24 protein-coding genes are annotated in these 26,734 nt (G+C 33.4%); 17 read left to right on the forward strand and 7 right to left on the reverse strand.

Going from position 1 to position 26,734, the window contains the following annotated elements; translation table 11 throughout:
* Positions 1-29: 29 nt before the first annotated feature.
* Both Q0787_RS10975 and Q0787_RS10980 read left to right on the forward strand, forming a co-directional pair.
* Positions 30-1,343, forward strand: coding sequence for an O-antigen translocase (locus Q0787_RS10975; protein ID WP_298902679.1), 1,314 nt, complete (start codon positions 30-32; stop codon positions 1,341-1,343).
* Complete coding sequence (locus Q0787_RS10980; RefSeq protein ID WP_298902681.1) at positions 1,336-1,902, forward strand: acyltransferase; 567 nt, start codon at positions 1,336-1,338, stop codon at positions 1,900-1,902. Before Q0787_RS10975 ends, Q0787_RS10980 begins: the two co-directional genes overlap by 8 nt.
* Here the strand turns inward: Q0787_RS10980 and Q0787_RS10985 are convergent.
* A complete protein-coding gene (locus Q0787_RS10985) occupies positions 1,899-3,038 on the reverse strand; it encodes a glycosyltransferase (RefSeq protein WP_298902683.1) in 1,140 nt (379 codons plus the stop codon). The two genes, Q0787_RS10980 and Q0787_RS10985, sit on opposite strands and share 4 nt — an antisense overlap.
* A 59-nt stretch (positions 3,039-3,097) precedes the next feature.
* Here Q0787_RS10985 and Q0787_RS10990 point away from each other — a divergent pair, with 59 nt between their 5' ends.
* Together Q0787_RS10990 and Q0787_RS10995 are read left to right on the forward strand one after the other, a co-directional pair.
* A complete protein-coding gene (locus tag Q0787_RS10990; protein ID WP_298902685.1) occupies positions 3,098-3,931 on the forward strand; it encodes a glycosyltransferase family A protein in 834 nt (277 codons plus the stop codon).
* Positions 3,921-4,316, forward strand: coding sequence for an FdtA/QdtA family cupin domain-containing protein (locus Q0787_RS10995; protein WP_298902686.1), 396 nt, complete (start codon positions 3,921-3,923; stop codon positions 4,314-4,316). The genes Q0787_RS10990 and Q0787_RS10995 overlap by 11 nt, the downstream gene beginning before the upstream one ends.
* On the opposite strand, the gene Q0787_RS11000 is transcribed toward Q0787_RS10995, so the two are convergent.
* Positions 4,301-5,224 (reverse strand): glycosyltransferase family 2 protein, encoded by a 924-nt coding sequence (locus tag Q0787_RS11000; RefSeq protein ID WP_298902687.1) that lies wholly within the window; start codon positions 5,222-5,224, stop codon positions 4,301-4,303. The genes Q0787_RS10995 and Q0787_RS11000 overlap by 16 nt on opposite strands.
* A 207-nt stretch (positions 5,225-5,431) precedes the next feature.
* Here Q0787_RS11000 and Q0787_RS11005 point away from each other — a divergent pair, with 207 nt between their 5' ends.
* Together Q0787_RS11005 and Q0787_RS11010 are read left to right on the forward strand one after the other, a co-directional pair.
* Positions 5,432-6,238: a hypothetical protein gene (locus tag Q0787_RS11005; protein ID WP_298902690.1), complete on the forward strand. Its 807-nt coding sequence runs from the start codon at positions 5,432-5,434 to the stop codon at positions 6,236-6,238.
* A gap of 1 nt (position 6,239) precedes the next feature.
* Positions 6,240-8,096, forward strand: a complete 1,857-nt coding sequence (locus tag Q0787_RS11010; protein ID WP_298902691.1) for a 3-coathanger stack domain-containing protein — start codon at positions 6,240-6,242, stop codon at positions 8,094-8,096.
* Between the two features lie 33 nt (positions 8,097-8,129).
* Here the strand turns inward: Q0787_RS11010 and Q0787_RS11015 are convergent, their stop codons facing one another.
* Positions 8,130-9,032 carry a glycosyltransferase family 2 protein gene (locus Q0787_RS11015; protein ID WP_298902692.1) on the reverse strand — a complete coding sequence of 301 codons (903 nt, stop codon included), beginning with the start codon at positions 9,030-9,032 and terminating at the stop codon, positions 8,130-8,132.
* Between the two features lie 33 nt (positions 9,033-9,065).
* On the opposite strand from Q0787_RS11015, the gene Q0787_RS11020 reads away from it, so the two are divergent.
* On the forward strand, positions 9,066-10,745 hold the full coding sequence (locus tag Q0787_RS11020) for a hypothetical protein (protein WP_298902693.1): 1,680 nt from the start codon (positions 9,066-9,068) through the stop codon (positions 10,743-10,745).
* Here the strand turns inward: Q0787_RS11020 and Q0787_RS11025 are convergent.
* Positions 10,742-11,425 carry a cell division ATP-binding protein FtsE gene (locus Q0787_RS11025; protein ID WP_298902694.1) on the reverse strand — a complete coding sequence of 228 codons (684 nt, stop codon included), beginning with the start codon at positions 11,423-11,425 and terminating at the stop codon, positions 10,742-10,744. The genes Q0787_RS11020 and Q0787_RS11025 overlap by 4 nt on opposite strands.
* A gap of 219 nt (positions 11,426-11,644) precedes the next feature.
* On the opposite strand from Q0787_RS11025, the gene Q0787_RS11030 reads away from it, so the two are divergent.
* The 4 genes from Q0787_RS11030 (at position 11,645) to Q0787_RS11045 (ending at position 18,914) form a co-directional block, all read left to right on the forward strand.
* Positions 11,645-14,668 (forward strand): tetratricopeptide repeat protein, encoded by a 3,024-nt coding sequence (locus tag Q0787_RS11030; RefSeq protein ID WP_298902696.1) that lies wholly within the window; start codon positions 11,645-11,647, stop codon positions 14,666-14,668.
* Positions 14,669-14,672: 4 nt separating this feature from the next.
* The gene (locus Q0787_RS11035; RefSeq protein ID WP_298902697.1) at positions 14,673-16,391 is read left to right on the forward strand and encodes a TonB-dependent receptor; all 1,719 of its coding nucleotides are present in this window, start codon (positions 14,673-14,675) and stop codon (positions 16,389-16,391) included.
* 125 nt (positions 16,392-16,516) lie between these two features.
* A complete protein-coding gene (locus tag Q0787_RS11040) occupies positions 16,517-18,133 on the forward strand; it encodes an amidohydrolase (protein WP_298902699.1) in 1,617 nt (538 codons plus the stop codon).
* Between the two features lie 58 nt (positions 18,134-18,191).
* Positions 18,192-18,914, forward strand: a complete 723-nt coding sequence (locus Q0787_RS11045) for a hypothetical protein (protein WP_298902700.1) — start codon at positions 18,192-18,194, stop codon at positions 18,912-18,914.
* Here Q0787_RS11045 and Q0787_RS11050 read toward each other — a convergent pair.
* Complete coding sequence (locus Q0787_RS11050) at positions 18,911-19,606, reverse strand: methyltransferase domain-containing protein (protein WP_298902701.1); 696 nt, start codon at positions 19,604-19,606, stop codon at positions 18,911-18,913. The two genes, Q0787_RS11045 and Q0787_RS11050, sit on opposite strands and share 4 nt — an antisense overlap.
* 20 nt (positions 19,607-19,626) lie before the next feature.
* Between Q0787_RS11050 and Q0787_RS11055 the strand changes: the two genes are divergently transcribed.
* The 4 genes from Q0787_RS11055 (at position 19,627) to Q0787_RS11070 (ending at position 22,449) form a co-directional block, all read left to right on the forward strand.
* A complete protein-coding gene (locus Q0787_RS11055) occupies positions 19,627-20,121 on the forward strand; it encodes a YkgJ family cysteine cluster protein (protein WP_298902702.1) in 495 nt (164 codons plus the stop codon).
* A 6-nt stretch (positions 20,122-20,127) separates the two neighbouring features.
* A complete protein-coding gene (locus tag Q0787_RS11060) occupies positions 20,128-21,027 on the forward strand; it encodes a hypothetical protein (protein ID WP_298902703.1) in 900 nt (299 codons plus the stop codon).
* Between the two features lie 5 nt (positions 21,028-21,032).
* Positions 21,033-21,872, forward strand: coding sequence for a sterol desaturase family protein (locus tag Q0787_RS11065; RefSeq protein ID WP_298902705.1), 840 nt, complete (start codon positions 21,033-21,035; stop codon positions 21,870-21,872).
* Positions 21,873-22,050: 178 nt separating this feature from the next.
* Positions 22,051-22,449, forward strand: coding sequence for a hypothetical protein (locus tag Q0787_RS11070; RefSeq protein WP_298902707.1), 399 nt, complete (start codon positions 22,051-22,053; stop codon positions 22,447-22,449).
* Positions 22,450-22,461: 12 nt separating this feature from the next.
* Here Q0787_RS11070 and Q0787_RS11075 read toward each other — a convergent pair whose 3' ends face one another.
* Positions 22,462-23,709, reverse strand: a complete 1,248-nt coding sequence (locus Q0787_RS11075; protein ID WP_298902709.1) for a DUF1343 domain-containing protein — start codon at positions 23,707-23,709, stop codon at positions 22,462-22,464.
* A gap of 54 nt (positions 23,710-23,763) precedes the next feature.
* On the opposite strand from Q0787_RS11075, the gene Q0787_RS11080 reads away from it, so the two are divergent.
* Positions 23,764-25,002 carry an FtsX-like permease family protein gene (locus Q0787_RS11080; protein ID WP_298902710.1) on the forward strand — a complete coding sequence of 413 codons (1,239 nt, stop codon included), beginning with the start codon at positions 23,764-23,766 and terminating at the stop codon, positions 25,000-25,002.
* 271 nt (positions 25,003-25,273) lie between these two features.
* A complete protein-coding gene (locus Q0787_RS11085; RefSeq protein WP_298902711.1) occupies positions 25,274-26,254 on the forward strand; it encodes a PLP-dependent cysteine synthase family protein in 981 nt (326 codons plus the stop codon).
* Between the two features lie 7 nt (positions 26,255-26,261).
* Here the strand turns inward: Q0787_RS11085 and Q0787_RS11090 are convergent, their stop codons facing one another.
* Positions 26,262-26,732: a DUF1572 domain-containing protein gene (locus Q0787_RS11090; protein WP_298902712.1), complete on the reverse strand. Its 471-nt coding sequence runs from the start codon at positions 26,730-26,732 to the stop codon at positions 26,262-26,264.
* Positions 26,733-26,734: the final 2 nt, after the last annotated feature.

The following is a 26,734-nucleotide window of genomic DNA, read 5'->3' on the forward strand; positions in this document are numbered from 1 at the left end:
AGTGTATTTTTATAGAGAGTTACTTTATAATGAAACAGAGACTAAAGCATCTTATAAATAATAATTTACTTCTTAAAATAGCATCGATAAACTCTGTTTCTGTTGCGTTAAGGATTTTTTCAGGACTTATAACTTCTAAACTTTTGGCTATTTTTATTGGACCAAATGGATTAGCTTACATTGGAAACTTACACGATGTTATAAACTCAGGAAAAGCATTTTCAACCTTAGGACTTGGTAACGGTATTGTAAAGTATGTTGCCGAGTTTAGAGATAACATCATAGAGTTAGGTAAAATAGTGTCTACAGTGTTTTACTGTATTCTAGGGGCTTTAATAATCATATCTTTGTTTGTTTATTTTAATGCTCAAACTCTTAATGACATTATTTTTACATCAGATAATGATTATGCCTACATTATTAGATTTCTGGGTGTTGTTTTACCTCTCTATGCATTTAAAACAGTCATGTTTTCAATTTTAAATGGCTTATCGAGGTTCAAGCAAATATTACACATAACAATCGTAGCTCAAATTATAGGATTACTCCTCAATGTCCTACTTATATGGAAGTTTCAGCTTAAAGGTGCGTTGTTGTCTATCTTAATTGTTGAGATCGTATTGTTCTTGATAACTTTAGTTAGTGCGTCTGATCTCTGGAAATATTTTAGATTAATTTCATTAAAGAAAATAGCTGTAGTACATATTAAAAATTTAGGTGCATTTACAATAATGGCTTTGTTTTCAGCTACTGTTTTACCTCTTGTGAGTGTGTTTATTAGAAATTATATTATAGATGATTATGGTGAAAGCCAAGCAGGATTCTGGGTTGCGATGCAAAGGATTTCTAATTATTATCTAATGTTTGTGACGTCGCTAATTACCTTATATATCCTACCACGCTTTTCGCAAATTAATACGAGTATGGGGTTTAGAAAAGAAGTGTTTTCTTTTTATAAAACGATAGTGCCTCTGTTTTTTGTAGGTCTCGTTATTATATACTTTTTGAGAAGTTTTATTATTAACCTCGTTTTTGATAAAGACTTTCAGCCAGTTACAGACTTGTTTTTATGGCAGCTTTTAGGTGATTTTATAAAAGTACTTTCTTTAGTGATATCCTACCAGTTTATTGCTAAAAAAATGGTTTGGCACTATATTATTGTTGAAACTTTGGCTATTGCTACAATATTAGTAACAAGTATAATATGTATTGACTATTACGGTTTGATAGGAGTAGTTAAAGCACATTTTGTGTCTTATCTTATTCATTTTGCTATATTGTTGTTTATATTTAGAAAGTCACTCTTTGGTAAATTCAATACACTAAAAGAAAACCATGATTAAACGCATAGCTGCTAATTTATATATGAGACTAAGAAAACTAATCTATTCTAGTTTTTCTAACAATACTGATGTAGAAGGAACTTATATTGCTTTGCAGCCTGTTGTCATTAGAGGTAAAGGTAAAATTTGCCTTGATGAAAATGTTAAATTTGGAGTAACCAATTCTCCATTTTTCTATAACACGTATGCTTATTTGGAGGCGCGACATGAAAATGCCATAATAAAAATTGGAAAAAATGTTAACTGCAATAACTCGATAAGTATTACTGCAGAGAAATCAATTATTATAAAAGATGACGTGTTAATTGGTTACAATTGCCAAATTAGTGATAGCAATTTTCATGATTTACATCCAGAAAAACGTTTGGAAACTGATCCGAAACCTGAGAGAGTCACTATCGAAAATAATGTATTTATTGGTAATAATGTTACCATCTTAAAAGGAGTTACAATCGGAGAGAATACTGTAATTGCTGCTGGTTCTATTGTTACAAAATCATTCCCTTCTAATGTCATCATTGGGGGCTGCCCAGCATCTGTCATTAATGCTCTAGACTAATTTTTGTTCCAGATATCAACATATTTGCCTGCTATATTTATATAGTTATGTTCTTTTTCTATAAACGCTCTGGCATTATTAGAAATACTAATAATTTGCTCTGGGTTAGTGATGAGCCATTCTAAATTTTTAACTAAGCTGTCTACCTCAGGTTTTGCATTTATGGCTACTTTGTTTTTTTCCAATCCATAATAGTCAAGCCATTCTTTTTCTGCACCAGTAAATACAACTTTGCCCTTGGCCATGGCTTCTAAAGCATTATAACCTTGATCGTATCCGTAGGCTTGATCAAGTAAGATATGACATTCAGCGTAAAGTTTAATGTATTGCTCATAGGGTATACTATATGTTGTTTTGATCTCTACTTTGTCGGGATATTTTTGTTCAATAATTTTTAATGCCTCTTCGAAGTATTTGTTTCCTTTTTTGACAACAGCACTTTTATTCACACCATGGAAAATTTTAATTTTCCCATCAATAGAAAATGGAATACATTTTATTTTTTCAGTGTTTATGGCATTAGGGATTAAGCCCAAATATTTAGAATGTCCTAATAAAGGCAAATGATAATCCATGTCTGTAGCAATGACTCCATTAGCATGTTTGTAAATGAAATGATGTAAATTGGTAAACTCTGGGTTTAAATATTGAAGCTGAAATTTATAAAGTTTATGAAGAGATTCATCTGCTAAATAAGGACTCATGATACTGTATCTAAATTTCCCTTCCATCATAAATGTCATACATTGGTGGTCAATACCGCACGATAGCAAAAACAACTTCTTATTATGCTTAAGTAAACGTTTGATAAACCGTTTCTCATACTTGGCTTGAATTACTAATGGTGACTCATTAATTAGCTGAACCACATCAAATCCCTTCATCTTTTTGAAATGATAAAGTGCTTTTAAATAAACTTCAATAGAACCTAAATCAATTGATGTAAGTTTATAAAAAGCGACTTTTAATTTTTTGAGTAGAGGTTTATGAAACGAATGGTCTACGAAAATATCAACGGGATAGTTTTTAAACCCATCACCATTTCCAACGATAACCACATCATGACCTAATTTAGTAAGACCTTCTTTTAAAGAATTATGAAGCCTACTATATTCTCCAACCAACAATATTCGCATAAAAAATATTACTTTTAAGCAAAAATAAGAATTCCCTTAACATAGCAATTGTTTAGCTAATGTCATTACACATCGAAATTTTAATATCTACAATGTTTAAAGAGGATCTAAGTTTCTTAGAGCCAATGTTTCAACATAATGATATTAACGACTTTGATATTATTATTGTTAATCAAACTACCGAAGACAAATTTTTGACCTCTGAGAACTCCAAAATTAAAGTTATTAATTCTTTGGAACGTGGTTCACCAGCGAGTCGAAATTTGGCGATACAAAATGCTACAAAGGATATTTGCTTGATGTCTGATGATGATATTGTGTATCAATCCAATTTATTGAAAACAATAGAGATGGCATATGCGAATTGCCCAGAAGCCTCTATGATTTCTTTTGAAGCTATTGATGAAGATGGACAATTATATACAAACTATTACCCCGAAGGAGAGCATACTAAAGAAACGCTAAAGAGAATTTACACTTGGGTCATTACATTTAGAAGATCAGTTTTTAAAGAAGAACAGATTTACTTTAATCACTATTTTGGAGTTGGATCTGTTTTTAAAGGTGTTACAGAGTACGTTTTTTTAAGAAATGCTTATGATAAGGGCTTGCTAATGCATCATGTGGCAGAGACCATAGTGATGCATCCCAATGAAAGTTCGGGGAGGAGAATGGGTGGTGATAATGCCATATATGCCAGAGCAGCAATGCATCAAAGGTTTTATGGTAATTTGAGTTATCTTTGGCTCGTCAAGTATATCTTTTTTCTTGTAAGACACCGTTTTATTGCTTTTAAAGAGATTATTTATAAATTTTCCGTAGGAATTAAAGGCATTAAAATGTATAAGACGTTGAAATCTCAAGGTAAAATAGATGAACTCCATGAATATTGAAATCATAAACATACCAAAAATCACTGATCCAAGAGGTAACCTAGCCGTCATTGAAAAAGATAATATTCCTTATGCAATAAAGAGAGTTTACTATTTATATGACGTACCTAGCGATGCCTACAGAGGAGGGCATGCACATAAAGATCAAATTGAACTTTTAATTGCTTTAAGTGGAAGTTTTGAAGTCGTCTTAGATGATGGGACAGTTAAGAAAAAAGTGATGCTAAATAAACCCGATAAAGGCTTGTTGATTCCTACAGGAGTTTGGAGAGAACTTGAAAACTTTTCATCAGGAGCTATTTGTCTGGTTTTAGCCTCTGATAGTTTTGATGAATCTGATTATATCAGGAATTATAAAGACTTTAAGACTTATAAAGGTTTATAGTATACTTTCTTACCGTTTAAACTTTTGATTTTTAAAAGCGAATTGATGACCCATTTTGGAACCATCAATAATAAATTTTGCTTCCAAGTAAGATTCTTGGGATTAATAGCATTTTTATAAAATTTAAAGGATGTTTTGTCATCATATAACTTACTAAATATAGCCAAAGTATAACGGTTACGGTCTAAATACGTTTTTAGATGTAGGTTTTTTTTCTCTTCTTCATGATAACTATCATATTTGGGTTTGCCAGCTACACCCTTAATATTATTTGATAAACTATCACGATTGTAAACATAATAAACCAAAATTTTAGGACTAAACACAATAGGATAATGTAGGCCTACTCTAATCCAAAAATCAGTGTCTTCTCCAGAGGTGTAGTTCGTATTAAAAGGTCCAGTAGTAGCAATAATAGAGGTTTTAAAAACAACACTAGAACCAGAGAGTATCGCATGCTTTTTGCTAGCTTCAAAAAAATCTAAAATCAAGAGATCTTCGGTTAAACTGAAACTATAAGAAACAGGAATGTGTTTGCTATCATATTGATGAGCTATGGCACACGAAAATACTGCGTGATTAGGATGCGTTTTTATAGCATGTTCAATATGTTCTAAAAATTGCTTGTCCCAGATATCGTCACCATCTAAAAGCGCAATAAACTTACCTTTTGCAATATCAATACCTTTATTACGTGCATGCGAAGCGCCGAGGTTGTCCTGAATAATGATGTTTAGCCTTGAATCTTCAAATTCGTTTAATACCTGTAAACTCCCATCTGTAGAACCATCATTTACTACAATAATTTCAAAATCGTCAAAAGTCTGGTCAAGTACCGAATTTATGGTAGCGCCAATATACTTTTCCTTATTGTAAACCGAAATGATAACTGAAAAAAAGGGAGTCATAGTTGAAAATCTTCACGACATAATCATCCAAAAATAGTAAATATTATGCCAACATATTTCAATAATTTACAAAGACAGAAATATCTTACAAATAATTACAGAAAAATCGTAACTAGTAATTGATTGTCAATAATTTAACACTAAATTTATGATATTTTAATTGTAAGTTTTTACCTTCATTGATATTAACTTTAAATCTATTATATCATGAAAAAATTATTATGTATGGCAGTATTTGCCGGATTTTTAACAACAAACGCTCAAAATACCTTTCCTGTGCCTACAGGAAATGTAGGTATAGGCACATTAACGCCATCCGAAGCTTTGGAAGTTGTAGGGACTGTTAAAGCTAAATTTGCTTTTTTTAATAATTCTCTCCCCGATGGGACAATTTTTATAGATGCTGCAGACAGAGGTGCACAAACACAATTGCTTGGGGCAGGGACCGACTCTAATGGTCAACCTTTAATGGCTTTTTTCGATTTCCCTCAATCTAATATTGATGCTAAAGCTACAATTTGGTTTCATTTAGAAGATAGAAATGATGCCGCGAGATTACGATTTATAGCCCAAGCTAATGGTGCAACTAATTATAAAATTTACAATAAAAGTCAGGAGTTTGTATATTCCTTATATGAAAACAGTGATAATGTTTATGTACAAATGCCAAAAGAGAACTCTTATGTTACTATAGGAACTAATTCTTTTAACGATAATGGTGAATTGTATAACCTAACAGTTAATGGTAAGGTAAGGGCGCATTCGGTGAAAGTCTATACTGATTGGGCTGACTATGTGTTTGAAGAGGATTACAATTTGCCGACTTTAGAAGAGGTTGAAAAGCATATAAAGACACATGGCCATTTAAAAGACATACCTAGTGCAGCGGAAGTCGAAGATAATGGTATTGAGTTAGGTGAGATGAACAAACTTCTACTTCAAAAAATCGAAGAATTAACACTTTACACTATTGAGCTTAAAAAGGAGATAGACGAATTAAAAGCTAAAAAGTAAAATGAAATTAAAGCGTAAAATAAAAACTATAGGTGTCTTAATTATTTCATTGATATTTAGTTTTTCAATGTGGGCACAAGATAGAATTAATAAGAAAACAGTGGTAGATCTGTTTGAGGTAGATAAAAATTCTAGCTTAAGAGATAAATACATTACTGATGATATTGACGGTGAAATATTGAGCTTAAATCAACAAAAATTATTAGAATTAATAAATAGTGATTTGAATTCATTTGTTTTAAAAGTACCAGTTCAAGATCGAATAATTGAATTGAATTTGAAAAGATCTAATTTTATTGTTGATGGCGCCAAAGGAAAAACCACGCACAGTAAATTTGAAACAAAGTTAATGGGAAGAGGAGCCCATTTTTGGGGTCATGTAGAAGATGATAAATATAGTGGAGCCATTATAGCGTTCTCATTTTATAAGGATCAAGTATATGGCTTTTTGTCTTCACAATATGGAAATTACAGTTTACATAAACTCAATGAAAAATCTGATAATTATGCTTTTTATAAATACAAAGAAGAAGTTAACGATTTTGAATGTGCCACGGATACAAATGGTTTTCCTAAGAAAGACAGTAACGCTTTTCAATTAGAAAATAGTAATGTCTCTCAAAGTGCATTAGATTATCCATTGGAAATTTCCATGAATGCCAATAACTGTGTTATTAATAACCCTTTTATGGGAAATGGGTCGATAACACATTCCATAGACTACATATTAAGTCATTTTAATCTCTATTCATTAATATTTGCTAATGAAGAGGTGTCCATAAAAATTTCTGAAATTGTACTAGAAGATTCAGTTCCAAATGGTACAGGTCAAGAAGTTTGTTTATTTGGTGTAAATGCATCTACAGATTTTTACGGACCAGGTATGACTTTTAGTGGAGGAAATTGCCCTCCAAGTGGAACTACGCATTATCTTCAGCAATTTCAGGATATCTTGGGCAATTCATATGTTGGTGATTATGCCTATATGTATGTGGGAAGCAGCTGCCGCGCTTCAGGCAGGGCTGCTACTATTGGCGCATTTTGTAATGCACCTAAAACATCAAGAATGGGAGTAGGATTAGCTCCTAATGCCTTGTTAGATGACCACCCACTTCCTGATTATTTTCATCGATTAAATATTTTTCCGCATGAAATAGGCCATTTGTTAGGTGCTGTTCATACTTTTTGTTCTTCTACACCTTATTACAACATCATGTTATCCGGAGGAGGAAGTTGTTTCGATGTTGACAAAGATTTTAGAAGAGGATTTGGTGTAGCTCGTGGTAACACAATTAGAAACAATATATTAAATAATATGACTTGTTTTAATGAAAGTAATTCATGTGAACAAGACGATCTTTATATTTTTCATAGAATTGAAGATTTAGGGAGTGTTGATTACGCAGCTTTTTATAAAGCAACAAATATAGTTGCAGATAATCTAATACTAAACAATTCTGAAGCCTTATATACTGCTGAAGCGGCTATTGAGCTTATTCCAGGGTTTGAGGTAGAAGAGAACTCAGAATTTGAAGCTAGAATAGAAGCATGTAATAACGGAGCTAGTAGAATTGGAGTAGATCCTATTTCTAATAATGATGTCAGTGGGATTGCTATACTAATTTCTCCAACAGCAATTGAAGATATTGTCAATGTCGAGAATAAAAGTATTGAAGGTGTTGAGATGTCATCTATCAAGGTTTACAACCTTATAGGAACGGAGGTATTTAAGCTAAATGGTATAAAAGAAAGAAAAGCTAACTTAGATTTGAGTCATTTATCAAAAGGCTTTTATGTGGTAAAAATATCGGCAACTAATGGAAATGTATTACACACTCAAAAAATAATAAAAAAGTAAATTTTCTTTGATAAGAATACTAAAAGGTCGTAATTAATTACGGCCTTTTTCTTTTACATCGTGATAACACAAGTAACTCAGTTTATATAACTGCAAACCAAACATGCTTGGTGTTTTACCCAATAAATTAGTGTGAAACCGGTTTTTGAATCGTTTAAAAATCCAAGAAAAAAGAAGATTCAGTTTCCACTGCTTTAGTGTTCTATACACTACAATTAGGCTGTTCTCGGTTGAGTTAATTAAACCTTCCTTATCTAATGCTAATAAAGTGTCTACAGATTGCTCTACTTTTTTGAGATAAGAGGCATTAGGTTCTAATCCCAAATGAAAAACTTCATTATTAATATGAACGATAAGCACTTTTTTGGTTTTTAAAAGCGATCCAAAGTAATTATCGTAACCATAGCCTTTATAGGTGATTTGAGAATTTATCTGTTTAAACAGTATCTTCTTAATTAGGAAATTTGCCGAAATCGTAATTTTATATGGTTTTTTATTTCGAATTGCCGCATCAACTTGCTCTTTAGACTTTCCGTAGGTCCAACGCAACACAAGATGGTCATCAGGTCGTTCTTTTTTATAAGCAAAACCGCCATAAACGGCATCGTATTCAGCATTTATAAACACCAAATAATCTTTAATGAATGTCTCCGATTTTGGGACGACATCTGCATCTAAAAATAAAAGCCAATCAAATGAGGCCTGTTCTGCTAAACGTTGCCTCACTGCCACTCTTCCCACATTATTTGATGCTACGTGATATGTAGTATGACTTAGGCTTGCTACGTTAGAGTTGGTCGTACCAATATCGTCTTGAGAACCATCGTCCATACAGATAATTTCAAAGACGACATTTGCAGAAATCAGCTGCTCATGAAGGCTGTTCACTAGCAGTCTTATATCGTAATTGTAAACAGGAATGAGTACAGAAAGCATAGACATACGTTATTATTCAAAAATACACTTTTTATGGTATTAACTATTTCGAATACTTATTTTTGGTATAGTAATTGGAATTACAAATTTATGATACAACGTTTACTCTATATTTTATGTTGCTTTGTTGGGCTTTATGCTAGTGCCCAACAAGAATTTCATGTGTTTCCAATAGATCACAAAAGTACACCTGGAACTCAAAATGGTACAGGGCATATAGATAATCCCTGGGATCTTCAAACGGCGATACAGCAAAAAACAAAGATTACCTCTGGCGATACTATTTGGCTGCATGAAGGTATCTATAATGGCCGATTTGTAAGCACGCTCCAAAGTCTTACCCCTAAATCATTTATAACGGTTGCAGCTTTTAAAGACGATAAAGTGGTTTTAAACGGAAATGTGCCGTCGTCAAAAACATCTGTTTTAGAGGTGAGAGGCCAGCAAATTATGTTTAAAGATTTTGAGATTACGTTTTTGGGTAACTTTTGGAGAAATGCGACAGTCGAAGGCTTTAAAAGTGTATCCGGAATTTCCCATAATAGTGGTATAGATTGTAAGTTTGTAAATCTTAAAATTCATAATAATCCAGGTTCTGGAATAGGCTCATGGAAACGTGCTGGTGGATCAGAAATTCTGGATTGTATAATATATAACAACGGATATATTACCAAAAAAGGAAAAGGTGGTGGTGTTGGTATTTATGTTCAAAATGCCTCAGATGAAATGAGAATTATTGAAAATAATATCATCTTCAATAATTTCTATAAAGGCGTACAAATATGGTCCGCAAATAAAAAGGCAAAGGAGTCCTTTGTGAAAAACGTTGAATTAAAAAATAATGCAATTTTTAATAATGGATCTCCGGCAGGCACTTTTAAAGATAATGTGATTGTTGGATCTGGAGACAGAAATGGTGTCAATAACCCTAAACATATTAGAATCTTTAATAATGTGTTATATCATAATACTAAGGTGTCCGACGGACAAGTGAGTGGAGATGGCGCTTCATTAACTTTAGGGTTTCATAAAAATGCACCAATTGAAGATGTTATTGCGCGAAACAACATTGTTATTGGTAGAAATAATGCACTTCGGATTTTACACGCAAAATCATTGATATTTGAGAATAATATGGCGTACTGTGGTTATCTGCATTTAGAATCTTCGGTTTTGGAACATATTAAAAATTGGGATTTTAAAGATAACACCTACTACACCAAGAAGCAATCGAGTTTTAGAGTTTTAAAGGACAAAGACTATAGTATTGAACGGTGGCGATCTGATTTTGGATTAGATCAAAACAGTACATGGAAACAGGTTAATACTTATGACTTTGAACCAGTTGCAAGGCTTACTAAATATAAGTCTAGAGATCGCACCTATAAAGTAACGGCACTCGATGAAAATGGAGATCCTGTGCTTACAAAGTTCTCAGGCCTTGGTTTGAAACCAGGAATGACCTATTCTATTTATGATGTTGAAAATTTAGATACAGTTTTAAAGTCGGGTACACTTTCTGACGATTTTGTCATTACATTTCCTATGCAACAAAAGGAATTTATTAAGCCGCTTCATAATACAAAAGCACGTAAAACATTATCTAATTTTGGTGTGTTTATTATAGAGTTTAATACAGAGGCAACGACAGAAGTTCCAGTCAAAAAAAAGGATAACGCATTTAAACGATTTTTTAAATGGTTAGGTTTTTAACCCTTACGTTGTACCACTTCAAACACCTTGTTTTCATCACATTTTAAGGTCTTACTAGGATATTTCAGTAAAAGCGCATAATCATGTGTAGCCATTAAAATAGTGTTGCCATTTTTATTAATATCAAGCAATACCTCCATGACTTCGATACTCGTTTGCGGATCTAAATTTCCTGTAGGCTCATCGGCTAGAATAAGCTCAGGGTCGTTCAATAAAGCTCTGGCAATAGCAATACGCTGTTGTTCACCTCCAGATAACTCATGTGGGAATTTGAAACCTTTAGTTTTCATAGCCACTTTATCTAAAACGGTTTCAATACGTTCGCTAATTTTAGTCTTGTCTTTCCATCCAGTAGCTTTTAAAACAAATTCAAGATTACCGTTTATGGTTCTATCTGGGAGTAATTTAAAATCTTGGAAGACAATACCCAATTTTCGTCTTAAAAAAGGGATATCCTTCTCCTTCATGGTTCTTAAATCGTAATCCACAACATGACCTTCGCCTTCTGTTAATTCTAGATCACCATAAAGTGTTTTCATAAAACTACTTTTACCACTTCCAGTTTTACCGATGAGGTAGACAAAGTCGCCTTTGTTCATTTCAAAATTCACATCGGATAAGACCATGCTATCCCCTTGATAGATAGAAGCATTTTTAAGTTGTAAAATAGTTTCAGACATAATTTAAATACGCATTTAAATGAAATGTAAATGTATTATAAAAACTAGCAACTACCAATAGCCAAAAACTAAATTCTAGATTGCTTTAGATGAAACGTAAACTGTAACATAATCTTGTGTAAAGAGTCTGTTTAATAAGTTCGTGTATAATTATAGCACGATTCTTGCGTTATAGGAAAGAGATAAATTATCTTTGACATCAATTAAAAATCGAACTTAATGACTTTCAGAAAAATAAGTTTTGTACTTAGCTTTTTGTTACTGGCTTCTTATTTACAAGCCCAACAAACTGCTGCCTATACTAGTGACCTAGTAGACTACCAAAAAGCACTCACATTATATAATAACAAGCAATATCAAGCTGCTCAGTCTTTATTTGAAGCTATAAAAAATGATGCGCCCAATGAGACCTTAGAATCTGATTGTGCCTATTATATTGCCAATTGCGCTGTGCGTTTAAATCAGAGAAATGCCGATGATCTTATTCAAGATTTTGTAGATAATTATCCAACAAGTACGAAGAGAAATACTGCGTTTCTTGATGTAGCCGACTATTATTTTACCAACGGAAAATATGCCTATGCTAGAAAATGGTATGATAAAGTTGATGAAAATAGCATTTCTCGTTCAGAACGTGATAAATTCAATTTTAACTATGGTTATACGTTATACTCTACAGGCGATGAAACAGGAGCTAACAAATACTTAAATAGGGTAATCACCTCAAAAAAATATGGATCTCAGGCTAAGTATTATATTGGTTTTATGGCCTATGAAGGCGATGACTATGATAAGGCCAATGAGTATTTTGATCAGGTAAGTGACCAAGAAAAATACAAAGAAAAGCTATCGTATTATCAGGCTGATCTTAACTTTAAATTAGGTAAGTTCGAAAAAGCCATAACACTGGCTAAAGAACAAATAGATAATAGCAATCCTCAAGAAAAATCGGAACTTTCAAAAATTATTGGTGAGAGTTATTTCAATTTAGAACAGTATGCTGATGCCATTCCTTACTTGAAAAACTATAAAGGAAGACGTGGTAAATGGAATAATGTTGATTATTATCAACTAGGTTATGCGTATTATAAACAAAACGATTTTGAAAGTGCTATTTCAGAATTCAATAAAATTATTGATGGCGATAACAGTGTTGCCCAAAATGCTTACTACCATTTAGGGGAAAGCTATATTAATCTTGATAAAAAACAAGAGGCTTTGAATGCTTTTAGAAATGCGTCTCAAATGGATTATGATTTAAAAATTCAAGAAGATGCATGGTTAAATTATGCTAAGATAAGCTACGATATTGGTAACCCTTACCAATCGGTTCCACAAGTCTTAACAAGTTATCTTAATAAATACCCAGAAACGAGTTATAAAGAGGAAATAGAAACCTTATTAATAGATTCTTATATCACATCTAGAAACTATAAAGAAGCCATAAAGTTACTCGAAAACAAGAAGAGTTTTGAAAACCGTGTTGCCTATCAGAAAGTTGCTTTTTATAGAGGAATTGAAGTGTATAATGAAGGAGATTATAACCAAGCTAAAGCGTTGTTTAATAAGTCTATTGATGAAGCAAAAGATGCTCTGTTCACCACAAGAGCTACATTCTGGAAAGCTGAAACCGATTATCACTTAAATAATTTTGATGAAGCACTCATTGGGTTTAAACAATTTATGCAACAGAGTGAGTCGGCTAATGTGAATGAAATCAATAACATCGATTATAATATTGCCTATACCTATTTTAAACTTAAAGACTACAACCAAGCTACTGCAAATTTCCAAAAATTCATTACGAGTCATAAGGATGATAAACTACGCTTGAATGATGCGTATTTGAGGCTAGGTGATGGCTATTTTGTGTCTACTAATTACAATAAAGCAATCGCAGCTTATGATGAGGCCATTGCAATAAATGAAATTGAAGGCGATTATGCATCTTTTCAAAAGACCATGAGTTATGGGTATATAGGTCAAGGGGCAAAAAAAATACAAGGACTAATATCATTTATTGATGATTTTCCTAGATCGTCTCTACGCGATGATGCCATGTACGAATTGGCAAATTCTTATGTGAAATCTAACGAAACTGAAAAAGCTATGGCCACGTATGAAAGGCTTATTTCAGAATATAGAACAAGCGTTTTTATATCAAAAGTTTTATTGCGACAAGGCTTGTCTTATTACAATAGTAATGATAACGAACGCGCCTTGCGAAAGCTCAAATTAGTGGCTAATAATTATCCATCTACAGAAGAAGCGAACCAAGCGGTTTCTACAGCGCGTTTAATTTATATCGATTTAGGTCGAGTTGATGAATATGCGGCGTGGATAAAAACTTTGGATTATGTTGATGTTACCGATGCAGAGCTCGATAATACGGCATATTTAGCGGCCGAGAAACAGTATTTAGATAATAATACAGATGGAGCAATTCGTCAATTCAATAAATACTTGAACGAATTTCCTAATGGCATTCATGCACTTAAATCACATTTCTATGTGGCTCAACTGTATTCTAAAAAAGAATTACCAGATAATGCGCGTCCTCATTATGAGTATGTCGTGAGTAAGCAAAGAGGCGAATTTACAGAACAAGCCATGGTTAGGTTATCTGAGATTTATTTAAATGCATCAGATTGGGATAAAGCAATTCCTTTGCTAAAACGTTTAGAGACAGATGCCGATTATCCTCAAAATGTAACCTATGCGCAATCTAATTTGATGAATGCATACTATCAAAAAGAGAATTATTCAGAAGCCGTTAATTATGCTGAAAAGGTGCTTCAAAATTCGAAAATTGATAATAATGTAAAGAGCGATGCTCAAGTGATTATTGCACGTTCGGCTATTAAAACAGGAAATGAAGCCAAGGCCAAAGAGGCTTATGCTAGAGTCGAAAAGATAGCTACAGGTGCATTAGCCGCCGAAGCATTATACTATAATGCCTATTTCAAACACAAAGAAAGGAAATTCCAATCATCAAATACAACCGTTCAGAAATTAGCAAGAGATTATAGTAGCTATAAATATTATAGTGCTAAAGGTTTGGTTGTTATGGCCAAAAACTATGACGCCTTAGGCGATGCTTTTCAGGCTACTTACATTTTAGAAAGTGTCATCACGAATTTTGCAGAATTTGATGATGTTGTTAGTGAAGCTCAAGAAGAATTGAATCGAATAAAAGCCGAAGAAGCCAAGACAAATGCCTCTGTCGAATCTGAACAAAATTAGAATTATGCAAAACAAACTTAAATATATCGTCTTAGTCATTTTAACGTTTAACGTTACAATAACCATTGCTCAGGAGCGAGAAAAAGATACTATTGATACCGACGTGGTAAATGTGGTAAAACCATATACACCAACAATTTCTGATGCCTTTAAAATTAAAGAAACACCATCTCTAAATGATTCTGTTACGGCGAAGAAAAAAGAAATCAAGTACAATATCTTTTCAATTCCAGTGGCGTCTACATTTACGCCTGCTAAAGGTAAAGCGGCTAATGTTGATAAAGAAAAGCCTGTGAAGTTATTTGACAACTATGCTTCGCTAGGCGTTGGTACGTATACTACGATTTTAGGTGAAGTTTATCTTAATCATGCTCTTAATAGTACTGAAAGAGTAGGAGGATATTTCAGTCATCATTCGTCGGCAGGTGAAATTGATGGCGTAAATTTTGATAATAATTTTTCTGAAACAGGACTCAATGCACATTATAGTCAGAAACTTAATGACTATTCATGGAAAGTTGAAGGTGGTTTCCAGCTACAAACGTTCAATTGGTATGGCGTTCCCGATCAAAGTATTCCAACTTTTGACGTAGATCATTCGTTTTATGCAGCTAATTTTGGAGGACAAATCAATTTTGAAGATGCTATAATTAATAAAGGAAGTGTGCTGTATAGACGTTTTGGTGATAATCAAGATTCTGGGGAAAACAGATTTGTTTTAAAATCAGAATTTGATGTTCCAATCAATGATGAGCTTATCAATACCGAAGTTACAATTGATTATCTCGGCGGTTCTTTTGATAGGGCTTATTTCAATACAGACGAGTTAAACTACAGTAATATTAACTTTGGATTAGCTCCAAGTTATCAAATGAAACAAGATGATTTAACAGTAAGTCTTGGTGTAAATCTCGTATATCTTAATGATACCGAAGCTAGTGATGGGAAGTTCTTTATTTATCCAAATGTTACAGCAAGTTATCGTCTGGTAGATGAACTTTTGATTGCTTATGGAGGAATAGAAGGTGGCTTAATTCAAAATTCATATTTCGATTTCGCTCAGGAAAACCCGTTTGTGTCACCTACCTTGTTTATTGTACCTACAGATCAGGCTTATAATGTGTCTTTAGGACTTAAAGGTAAATTGTCCAATAGCGTGAGTTATGATATTAGCGGCCATTACTTAGCCGATAATAATCGCGCATTGTTTAAATCTAATCCAGATGCAGGATTAGACCGACAAGCCTATCAGTATGGGAATTCTTTTGGAATAACCTATGACGATGTGACTACATTTTCTGTGGCTGGAGCACTTAATATTGATGTCAATAGAAACTTTAAATTAGGTTTAAAAGCCGAGTATTTCGCTTACGATACAGACAACGAAGCAGAACCATGGAATTTACCAGATATTAAGGCATCTGCCTTTTTAGATTATCAAATTAATAGGCATTGGTTTGCAGGTGCTAATTTATTCTTTATTGGAGAGCGTAAGGACGAATTTATTACAGGTGTTGGCACATTAACATTGCCAATAGCAGAAACGATCACATTGGATAGCTATTTTGATGTTAATGCCCACTTAGGTTATAGAATTAACGATCAGTTGTCTGCATTTGCTAAGGCTAATAATATTGCCAATCAAGATTATAACCGTTGGCTTAATTATCCAGTGCAAGGCATCCAGTTTTTGGCAGGAGCAACGTATCAATTTGATTTTTAAAACATTGACGGGTTTTTAAGGGTTGCTTAGCAACCTTATAAGATAAAACATATTAAAAAGCATTCAATACCTAAACCTAGAGATTGAATGCTTTTTGTATTTTTATACGTCTAAAAAAACCAACAATGAAAAAACTAATCATTCTTATACTTTTAATAGGGGCTTATTCTTGTTCAAATGAACCTCAAAATGTAGATACAATTGTTATTAATGCTAATGTTTATACAGTTAACGACGATTTTTCTAGAGCCGAAGCCTTTGCTGTTAAGGACGGAAAATTTCTTGAAATAGGCAGCTCCAAAGATATTCAGGAAAAGTACATTTCAGAACGACTTATTGATGCTCAAGGAAAAACAATTGTGCCAGGATTGATTGATGCTCACTGTCACTTTTTAGGTTTAGGATTTAATCAGCAAGCGGTTAATTTAGTTGGAACTAAAAGTTTTGAAGATGTTGTAAAACGCGTATTGGATTTTCAGAATAAAAATAATGTGTCGTTTATAACAGGAAGAGGATGGGACCAAAATGATTGGGAAGACAAGACGTTTCCTAATAATACACTTTTAAATAAGTTGTTTCCAGAGACACCTGTTGCTTTAACCCGTGTAGATGGCCACGCGATACTGTGTAATCAAGCGGCTTTAAATTTAGGGAACGTTACAAAAGAGAGTAGGGTTGATGGAGGAGAAGTTGTAATAGAAAATGGAGAACTCACAGGTGTTTTGGTTGATAATGCCGAAAACTTAGTTATGAATTACTGGCCTAAACCAACGAGAGATGATATTGTAAAGGCCTTAATGACAGCACAGGATATTTGCTTTGATTTGGGTTTAACGACGGTTGATGATGCTGGATTAAGTCAGTCTTCAATTGAAATCATAGATAGCTTACAACAAACAGGTGACTTAAAAATGCGTGTGTATGCAATGGTGTCATTTTCAAAAGATAATGTCGATTACTATACTAAAAAAGGAATCATTAAAACCGATAGGTTAAATGTACGTTCGTTTAAGTTTTATGCCGATGGTGCTTTAGGGTCGCGTGGTGCGATGTTAAGGGCTCCTTATAGCGATAAACCTAATCATTTTGGATTATTGGTAACCGACTTGGAAACATTTAATGCTTCGGCTCAAAAAATTGCCAATTCAGAGTATCAAATGAATACACATGCCATTGGAGATTCAGCAAATCATGCCGTTTTAGAAACGTACAATAAGGTATTACAAGGTAAGCCAAATAGACGTTGGCGTGTAGAACATGCTCAGGTTGTATCTCAAGAAGATTTTGATCTCTATAAAAATGTATTGCCTTCAATTCAACCAACACACGCCACTAGCGATATGTATTGGGCAGAGGACCGTTTAGGTAGTGAGCGTGTAAAAGGAGCTTATGCTTATAAGCAACTGTTAAACGCCTACGGAAAAGTAGCATTAGGGACCGATTTCCCTGTAGAGCAGGTAAGTCCGTTTTTAACCTTTTATGCGGCTGTTGCGCGACAAGATTTGGAGCAATTTCCTGATGGAGGATTTCAAAAAGAAAATGGTTTAACTAGAGAGGAAACGTTAAAAGGAATGACCATTTGGGCAGCTTATTCTAATTTTGAAGAGCATGAAAAAGGAAGTATAGAGGCAGGCAAACTTGCCGATTTTATTATATTGGATAAGGATATTATGACTGTAAATCAAAATGAAATTCCTAATATTAGAGTAGAGCAAACATTTGTTAATGGAGAGAAGCAGTAATCAATGTAAGTGCTTTGGAACGCTTCTTGTAAACGTTTAGATATATAACATTATAGATATGAAACAATTATTAGCATTATCATTTATTTTTTTATCGCTAGTTGTGAACGCTCAGCAGGTGAGAATTATTGAAAGCGAAATTACGTGTGAAAGTGGTGAAGATATGGCCACTAAGGATTTCGATAAAGGTATATATAAAGTATACTCATTTGGACTTCTAGGTAAAATTGAAGATTACGGTTTTGGCGAATATTATAAAGACTATGTATTTAAAAAATATGGTGTTCTATTTATTCATCAAGGATGTGTTATAGTGAAAGACGAAGAGTGTTACACTATCAAAATGGAAGAATTGTTATACCAAAAGTATGGTAAGAATATGTTTGAAATTGCTAGAAAGGAAGCAGGTTTGGCCTTTAAACAAACACTAAAGTATGAAAAAATAAAGGAGAGAATGGATGCAAACAAGGTGTTTTTTATTGTACACCAACCACCGAAGTTTGAGAAGGGAAAGGAAGGTCTTGACGACTTTATTTTAAAAAACTTTGGTAAGGGAGACCCAACAAACTACGATACATATATTCGAGCATCGTTTGTTGTAGAAAAAGATGGGTCGATAAGTAATATTAAGTTAACCAGTTTTTGGCAAAGTAAACCATACAAGGGCGATGATGCAGAATCCATTCTTAAAAAATTACAGGAAATGCCTAAGTGGAAGCCTGGAAGTCATTTTAGTGAGGTCGTAAGAACTGGAGAATCTATTAGTATACCTATAGGTTAAAATAGTTTTACTAAAAAATCATGATGATCTCCATTCATGATTTTTTCACATTGTAAACCTACAGTTTTGCAAGCTAATTGCAAACGTTCGAAATCTAAATATAGCCATTTCATAGGAGTTTCATTTTCGCCTTTATAGCTTAAAAAATAGTCTAACTCGCCGTAGTAGTTAGCATTAGTGTCTATCCAGAGCCCGCCATCGTCATCCTCATACATGTATTTAATGTCGGAGGAATCGATTAAAATTTGACCTTTCGGATTTAAAAGTGATTTTAAGTGTTTAAGGTATTTTGGAACCTGAGATAGTTCCTGAAAAATACCAGTACCATTCATTAATAGTAAAATGGTATCAAACGTTTCAGTTTCAGAGAGCACATCTTTTAATTCTACATGAACAACACCTCGTTCCTTACAGACCTTAACAGCACCTTTTGAAATGTCAATGGCTTTTACTTTAAGGCCTTTATTTTGAATATATAAACTATGGCTTCCTGCTCCGCATCCAACATCTAGAACCGATCCTTTAGCTAATTGTAAAGCCTTTTGTTCTAGCTTTGGCATTTCAGAAAAACGTCTAAACAAATAAGGAAGAGGAAGTTCATCTTCACCAGAAATATTAGTTGATGTGATGAGGTCTTCGGTATAATTATTGGTGTAATAATCTTGTAAGGCTTTCCCAAAAAGGTCTTTCATAAAAGTAGTATTTTTGTATTATGCAAGACTTTATTAATCATCTTCCAAAGCTCGCCAAAGATAAGCATAAGGAAAATAAAACCTTCTTTACGAAGCTAAAAAAACGCCCTCCAAAATGGCTCGACTATTTAATGCAAGAATTGCACGATACTGAGTTTGAGCGTACAGATTGTCTAGAATGCGCGAATTGTTGTAAAACAACTGGGCCGTTATTTACGCCAAAGGATATTGATCGCATTGCAAAACACTTTAAAATGAAACAACAACAGTTTATAGATGTTTACTTACGATTGGATGAAGAGAACGATTATGTTTTGCAATCTGTACCATGTACATTTTTGGGTGCAGATAACTATTGTTCTATTTATGATGTAAGACCAAAGGCTTGCCGTGAATTTCCGCATACAGATCGAAAGAAGTTCCAGCAAATATCTAATCTTACCTTAAAAAATGTAGCAATTTGCCCTGCTGCATTCAATATTGTAGAAGACATGAAGCGTCGAATTAAAATGTGATATGATATGAAAAAAATTGCCCTAATGTTATTACTTATTTGTCCCTTGTTTGCGATGTCTCAGCAAAAAGAATGGTATACGTCTCTTGACGCCGCAAAGCGATTAGCACTCATTCAAAACAAACTCATTTTGATGGTATGGGCAGAAACAACTGTATATCCAGAACCTGTTATAATTAGTAACGATAATGGTCAAAGTGTAGTGATTGAAAATATGTTTGAAAACGAATTTATAAGCAATTTAATTTGGGATAATTTTATTCCAGTGGTTGTGAACGAATCTGAACATGCCGATCTATATAATGAAATTAAAGGAAAGCGTACTCAGAAATATATTGATAAGTTCAACGATGATTCTATTAAGATATTAGATGTAAATGGAACTATAATAAATAAGATTGTTATTTACGACGGATTCTATTTGAACATGACGAATTTCGTCAAGAAATATGCCTTGAATACATCAATCTTAAAAGGAGAGTTGACTAATTATTCGAGGCAAAAGGATTTTTATACAACCTTACGTCTGGCATCAAAATATATAGATTTTGGAATTTACGTCAATAAAGATGTACGGGAAGAAATCATAAAAGTGTCTTCTATATATTTAAATGAGGTTTCAGCACTTGTTACCGACGCAATAGATAATAAAGAAGGTCTTTTGCAGCATATAGAATTACTTAAGATAAAGCAAAGTCTAATTTTAAATAAACCGAGACGCGTACTAAGACAGCTTAAACGAATAGACCCATCTGAAATTATAGAAACCAATACCTCATTAATAGATTTTCTATACTATACGTCTTATAAGTTACTTAAGGATGAAAAAAATGCGAGTATCTTAAAAAGTAAACTTTCTTTAGTAAATTTGAAAAAAGCAAATCAAATCATCAATAAGAATTTTTAGAACCATTGGAAGCGCTCTTTAATTATTTTGAAACCATACCTTCGCATCATAGAAGTTTAATTCTCGTTGGTGGATTAACAGTATTCTGGTTATTAGAAGGAACATTACCTTTATATAATTTTAAGTACAAAAAATGGAAACACGCTATTCCTAACTTGTTTTTTACGTTAACAACAATCATCATTAATTTTGGTTTGGCTTTTTTATTAGTAGGTACGGCAAACTGGGTTGGAAAACATGATTTTGGTATTATAAACTGGATGCCTAACTTACCGCTTTGGGCCTATATACTTTTAGGTGTTTTGTTATTAGATTTTATTGGAGCTTATTTGGCGCATTATGTAGAGCACAAGGTAAAGCCACTTTGGATGGTGCATCTGGTGCATCATACAGATCATAAAGTAGATACGACTACGGCAAATAGACATCATCCCTTAGAGAGCATTATACGTTTTGTGTTTACCTTATTTGGTGTGTTTATTATTGGCGCTCCAATAGCTATTGTTATGCTATATCAGTCAATGTCGTTGGTTGCAACACAGTTTAGTCATGCCAATATTAAACTTCCTAAAAAAGTAGATAAAATCCTTAGTTACGTTTTGGTGTCACCAGATATGCATAAAGTTCATCATCATTATATGTTGCCTTATACAGATTCAAACTATGGAAATATCTTTTCTATTTGGGACCGAATTTTTGGAACTTTTATGAGCCTTGATAGAGATGCTATTGTCTATGGCGTAGATACATTTCCAGATGAAGAAGCTAACGGTAAAATAGGAGAACTTTTAAAACAGCCGTTTCATAAATATCGAAAACCAACTATTACAGAAACTTTAGAGTGAGTATTTCGATTAAAGCACTTGCTATAAATATTAAATCATATAAAACACCTTACTTCGGTTTTATTTACCGTTCATGGAGTTTTTTGTTCTCTATTCAAAAAAGAAATTAGTTTTAAGGTTCGGGATTATAAAAAATGCTATTAGTTTAGATGTTGTTGACGTTAACCAACGTTTATAAATGAGAACAGTATTTGTTATAATCTTTTTTAGTATAATGACCTTAACGAGCTATACAATTCAAGCTCAAAATGACTTCGCAAAACTTGAAAAGAATGTCAATATAAGGGCCAAAGGTTTAATTCAAAAGTTAAATCATACCAAAGACACTTTAATTCTTAAAAGTGATTCACTTATTCGTAAAGTGTATTCTGTTAGTACAGATTATAAACGAGAAATTGACATGGCTGTTAACGCTAAGGATGTCAAGATTCCACTTAATAGACTAAGTAAAGGGAAGCATGTGTTTGTTGCCGTACAATCACCTATTCGTATTGTATTTGTCGTTAAAGTTTTTAGAGATAACGAGTGGTTGTTAGCAATGGAAGAGGAGCGCTTAGCTTCTAAGAATGATAAGTAAAGACCTTACGCATCAATCGTATATCAAATACTTTGATCTGGTCTTTTTAAATGCTTCAAGACCTTTAATCCAAGTTTCACGTATGTCTTTTTCAGAAATACCAGCTTCTATTTGTGATTGTAAAGATTTTGTTCCAGCAAGTGTTGTAAAGTAATCATTAAAAAAGACCTTTTTGTCAATCGAATTTTGATAGGCTCTAATGAGGTATCCTAAGTCTAATTTGTTCATTTTTTGATGTTTACTTAAATCCTCACCATAACACAATACACCATCATTTTTTGGGTATTTAGAACCTTCATTTGGTGAAGGAATATATTTAAAAGTATAAATGGTTTTATCTAAATATGGGCTTCCATAAATTTGAAATTGCTTAGAAGTTCCTCGGCCAGCATTAACATTTGTGCCTTCAAAGAAACAAAGGCTAGGGTAGAGGTTAATACTTTGGTCGTTTGGTAAGTTTGGAGATGGTTTAACAGGTAAATTGTAATTTTTATCATGCGTGTAATTTTGCATATCTATCACTGTAATATCGCATGTTATCTTATCTTTTAACCAACCTTCGCCATTAATCATCTTTGCATATTCACCTATGGTCATACCATGAACAACAGGTATAGGATGCATACCAACAAAACTTTCATGCTCTCGCTCTAAAATAGGACCATCTATATAACGTCCATTAGGGTTGGGCCTATCAAAAATGAGCATTGGAATATTTGCTTCTGCACAAGCCTCCATTACATAATGTAAACTAGAAATATAGGTGTAAAAGCGTGCGCCTACATCCTGAATATCGAAGATTACAATATCTAAATTTGCCAATTGCTCTGGAGAAGGTTTTTTGTTTTTAGCGTAAATCGATACAATTGGAATTCCCGTTTTTGTGTCAACACCATCTTTTAATAGTTCTCCCGCATCTGCTTTGCCTCTAAACCCATGTTCGGGAGCAAAAACTTTAGAGACGGTAATCCCATCGTAATTGTGTAAATAATCAACCAAATGGTAAGTTTTAGTAGCGCTTCCCATCGTTGAGGCATCAATAGCTCGGCGTTCTAAAACGCTCATTATAGACGTTTGATTGGCAACAATTCCAACGCGTTTTCCTTTAAGTAACGGTACATATACACCTATTCGATTTGCCCCAACAATAATACTATCGCTCAATTTAGTGAAGGTTTCACTTTGGTGATTCATCTCATTATTTATAGCAGAATCAGTATTAGTTTTATTCCCACAGGAAATCAAGACTAAAACTAGCATTGTAATTATTGGGAAAACCCTATTTTTGAACATCGATAAACGCATTTTTTAATTTTGAATTACGAGTTTTTTATAGCTAAACGAATTATTGGTAGTAAATCGTATAAAAGTAGTGTTTCGGCGCCAATAATAAAAATTGGTATTGCTGCTATTACTATTGGCATTGTTGTAATGCTTATTGCGATTGCAACTGGTTTGGGGCTGCAGAAAAAGGTGAGAGAAAAAGTTGTAGCCTTTAATGGACATATCACTATAAATGAGTTTAATAGTAATGAGTCTAATGAGTCTATCGTTCCTATTTCTGTTACGCAGAATTTTTATCCTAAATTTAATAACGTAGATGGTGTCAAACATATACAGGCTGTGGCAACAAAATTTGGTATTGTTAGAACTGAAACCGATTTTGAAGGCATAGTATTAAAGGGTGTTGGTGCAGATTATGACTGGACTTATATCCAAGATTTTCTTGTAGAGGGTGAGTTGCCAGTTTATGAAGGTAAACTCAGTAATGATGTAGTCATTTCGAGCTATTTGGCAAACCGTTTAGGATTTAAATTAAATGATACTTTCCAGGTTGTTTTTAAAAAGGAGAGTATCGAAGACATTCCTTTTCAACGACGTTTTAAGATAGTTGGAATTTTTAACTCAGGATTTCAAGACATCGATAAAAATTTTATGATTGGAGACATAAGTCATATTCAACGTATGAATAAGTGGGAATCTAATGAGATTGGAAATTTTGAAGTCTACCTTAACGATTTTACTGAGCTTTCCGAGATTGAACAACAAATTAGAAACCAAACGCCTTCATTTTTAGATACACAGACCATAGAAGAAAAGTTTGACACCACTTTTGAATGGATTAAAATCTTTGACAATAATACCTACGGCATTATAGCTATTATGATTATAGTGGCAGGAATTAATATGATTACGGCTTTGCTTGTGCTTATTTTGGAACGTACGCAAATGATTGGGATTTTAAAGGCTTTAGGTAGTAGTAACTGGAGCATAAGGAAGATGTTTTTATACAATGCTACTTATCTCGTATGTTTAGGATTGTTTTGGGGCAACCTTATAGGTCTTGGTCTCCTCTTTGCTCAACAGAAATTTGGCGTGCTTAAATTTCCAGATCCAGAACAATATTATGTATCTATTATCCCAGTGCATATAGGATTAGATTATATTATTTTATTAAATATAGGCACCTTTATTGCCTGTTTCTTAATGCTATTGATACCGTCAATAATTATCACAAAGATTTCGCCTGTCAAAGCGATTCGATTTGAATAGCTAGCTAACTATTTCTTTTTATTTGGGCGTTCCACTTTATCACTTTTTAGAGCTAAAGTGTCAGGCTGTTCGTTATATCTTTTTATTGTTTGAATTTTCACTGCGCTCAATTCCTATAAAAAGGATGCCACTGCCATCCTTAACGCGACTAGCTTAAAACCATATGGGCTTTCGTTTCATTTTTAATCTCATGTTATGAGAACTAAGATTTCCGAAGAAAACCTATTTAAATCTTGAGTTTTGTCTATTTTTGCATCGCAAAATAAAGACAATGGACTACGCAGAAAATATATTAGGTACAATTGGTAATACGCCATTAGTAAAATTAAATAAATTAACATCAGACTTGCCTTGTTTGGTATTGTCAAAATATGAAACATTTAACCCAGGGAACTCGGTTAAAGATCGTATGGCATTAAAAATGATTGAGGATGCCGAAGCCGATGGTCGTTTAAAACCAGGAGGAACAATTATTGAAGGGACTTCAGGAAACACAGGAATGGGTTTAGCCTTGGCAGCCATAGTAAAAGGTTATAAATGTATTTTCGTTATTAGCGATAAGCAATCTAAAGAGAAGATGGATATTCTTAGAGCTGTAGGAGCAGAGGTTGTTGTATGTCCAACAGATGTAGAGCCAGATGATCCAAGAAGTTATTATTCGGTATCAAAACGCTTAGGGGAAGAAACACCTAACTCTTGGTATGTGAACCAATATGATAATCCAAGCAACGCCAAAGCACATTACGAAAGTACTGGTCCAGAGATTTGGAAGCAAACCGATGGAAAAGTGACACATTTTGTTGTAGGTGTTGGAACAGGAGGAACTATTTCTGGCGTAGGAAAATATCTAAAAGAACAAAATCCAGATGTGAAAGTTTGGGGTGTTGATACCTATGGAAGCGTGTTTAAAAAATACCATGAGACAGGTGTCTTTGATGAGAAAGAAATCTATCCTTATGTGACCGAAGGTATCGGTGAAGATATTTTACCCGAAAATGTAGATTTTTCGATTATCAACGGGTTTACAAAAGTAACCGATAAAGATGCCGCTGTATACACTCAGCTATTAGCTAAAGAAGAAGGTATGTTCTTGGGAAATAGCGCAGGAGCAGCGATTAAAGGTTTATTGCAGTTAAAAGACGAGTTTACTAAAGACGATGTTGTTGTGGTATTATTTCATGATCATGGCAGTCGTTATGTAGGTAAAATGTTTAACAACGAGTGGATGCGTGAGATGGGATATATAGATTAGTCCCTATCTAAATGTCTTTTTTAATCAATTTTTTAAGTATGGCTATTTGTCCTAAATGGTAATGGGTATGTTCTATGATACCTGTAATATTACTATAGTAACTTCCGTATTTAGGATCTGTGAAATTTTGCCATAATTGATCTTCGGTTAAAATTTCGATGTGTTTTGCTAAGGCTTCAGCGTTTGTCCAAACACGTTCTAGCATGTTTTGCCATTCGCTTTCCGATGTAATTTTTGGATGGTCGTAACTAAACTTGTCTCTAATTTCGAGAGGTTTATTATTAAAAACGTCTAATACACCTGTAACATAATAACTTACATGGAAGGTAAGAGCTAGTATAGTATTGCAGTCAGATATTTCAGTTGTAGCATCTTTATAGCTAACATTGGCTAACTGATCTCTAAGGTTAGATGTCGTCCAATTTCCACCAAAATGAATGGCTCTAAAATGTTTGGCTAGTACTGTACTTAAGTTCATTT

The organism is uncultured Psychroserpens sp. (assembly GCF_947492715.1).
GTDB lineage: Bacteria > Bacteroidota > Bacteroidia > Flavobacteriales > Flavobacteriaceae > Psychroserpens.

Excerpts from the sequence above, each read along its gene's own strand:
- Q0787_RS10975 (WP_298902679.1), top strand. The coding sequence starts at position 30 with ATGAAACAGAGACTAAAGCATCTTATAAATAATAATTTACTTCTTAAA.
- Q0787_RS10980 (WP_298902681.1), top strand. The coding sequence starts at position 1,336 with ATGATTAAACGCATAGCTGCTAATTTATATATGAGACTAAGAAAACTA.
- Q0787_RS10985 (WP_298902683.1), bottom strand. The coding sequence starts at position 3,038 with ATGCGAATATTGTTGGTTGGAGAATATAGTAGGCTTCATAATTCTTTA.
- Q0787_RS10990 (WP_298902685.1), top strand. The coding sequence starts at position 3,098 with ATGTCATTACACATCGAAATTTTAATATCTACAATGTTTAAAGAGGAT.
- Q0787_RS10995 (WP_298902686.1), top strand. The coding sequence starts at position 3,921 with ATGAATATTGAAATCATAAACATACCAAAAATCACTGATCCAAGAGGT.
- Q0787_RS11000 (WP_298902687.1), bottom strand. The coding sequence starts at position 5,224 with ATGACTCCCTTTTTTTCAGTTATCATTTCGGTTTACAATAAGGAAAAG.
- Q0787_RS11005 (WP_298902690.1), top strand. The coding sequence starts at position 5,432 with ATGAAAAAATTATTATGTATGGCAGTATTTGCCGGATTTTTAACAACA.
- Q0787_RS11010 (WP_298902691.1), top strand. The coding sequence starts at position 6,240 with ATGAAATTAAAGCGTAAAATAAAAACTATAGGTGTCTTAATTATTTCA.
- Q0787_RS11015 (WP_298902692.1), bottom strand. The coding sequence starts at position 9,032 with ATGCTTTCTGTACTCATTCCTGTTTACAATTACGATATAAGACTGCTA.
- Q0787_RS11020 (WP_298902693.1), top strand. The coding sequence starts at position 9,066 with ATGGTATTAACTATTTCGAATACTTATTTTTGGTATAGTAATTGGAAT.
- Q0787_RS11025 (WP_298902694.1), bottom strand. The coding sequence starts at position 11,425 with ATGTCTGAAACTATTTTACAACTTAAAAATGCTTCTATCTATCAAGGG.
- Q0787_RS11030 (WP_298902696.1), top strand. The coding sequence starts at position 11,645 with ATGACTTTCAGAAAAATAAGTTTTGTACTTAGCTTTTTGTTACTGGCT.
- Q0787_RS11035 (WP_298902697.1), top strand. The coding sequence starts at position 14,673 with ATGCAAAACAAACTTAAATATATCGTCTTAGTCATTTTAACGTTTAAC.
- Q0787_RS11040 (WP_298902699.1), top strand. The coding sequence starts at position 16,517 with ATGAAAAAACTAATCATTCTTATACTTTTAATAGGGGCTTATTCTTGT.
- Q0787_RS11045 (WP_298902700.1), top strand. The coding sequence starts at position 18,192 with ATGAAACAATTATTAGCATTATCATTTATTTTTTTATCGCTAGTTGTG.
- Q0787_RS11050 (WP_298902701.1), bottom strand. The coding sequence starts at position 19,606 with ATGAAAGACCTTTTTGGGAAAGCCTTACAAGATTATTACACCAATAAT.
- Q0787_RS11055 (WP_298902702.1), top strand. The coding sequence starts at position 19,627 with ATGCAAGACTTTATTAATCATCTTCCAAAGCTCGCCAAAGATAAGCAT.
- Q0787_RS11060 (WP_298902703.1), top strand. The coding sequence starts at position 20,128 with ATGAAAAAAATTGCCCTAATGTTATTACTTATTTGTCCCTTGTTTGCG.
- Q0787_RS11070 (WP_298902707.1), top strand. The coding sequence starts at position 22,051 with ATGAGAACAGTATTTGTTATAATCTTTTTTAGTATAATGACCTTAACG.
- Q0787_RS11075 (WP_298902709.1), bottom strand. The coding sequence starts at position 23,709 with ATGCTAGTTTTAGTCTTGATTTCCTGTGGGAATAAAACTAATACTGAT.
- Q0787_RS11085 (WP_298902711.1), top strand. The coding sequence starts at position 25,274 with ATGGACTACGCAGAAAATATATTAGGTACAATTGGTAATACGCCATTA.
- Q0787_RS11090 (WP_298902712.1), bottom strand. The coding sequence starts at position 26,732 with ATGAACTTAAGTACAGTACTAGCCAAACATTTTAGAGCCATTCATTTT.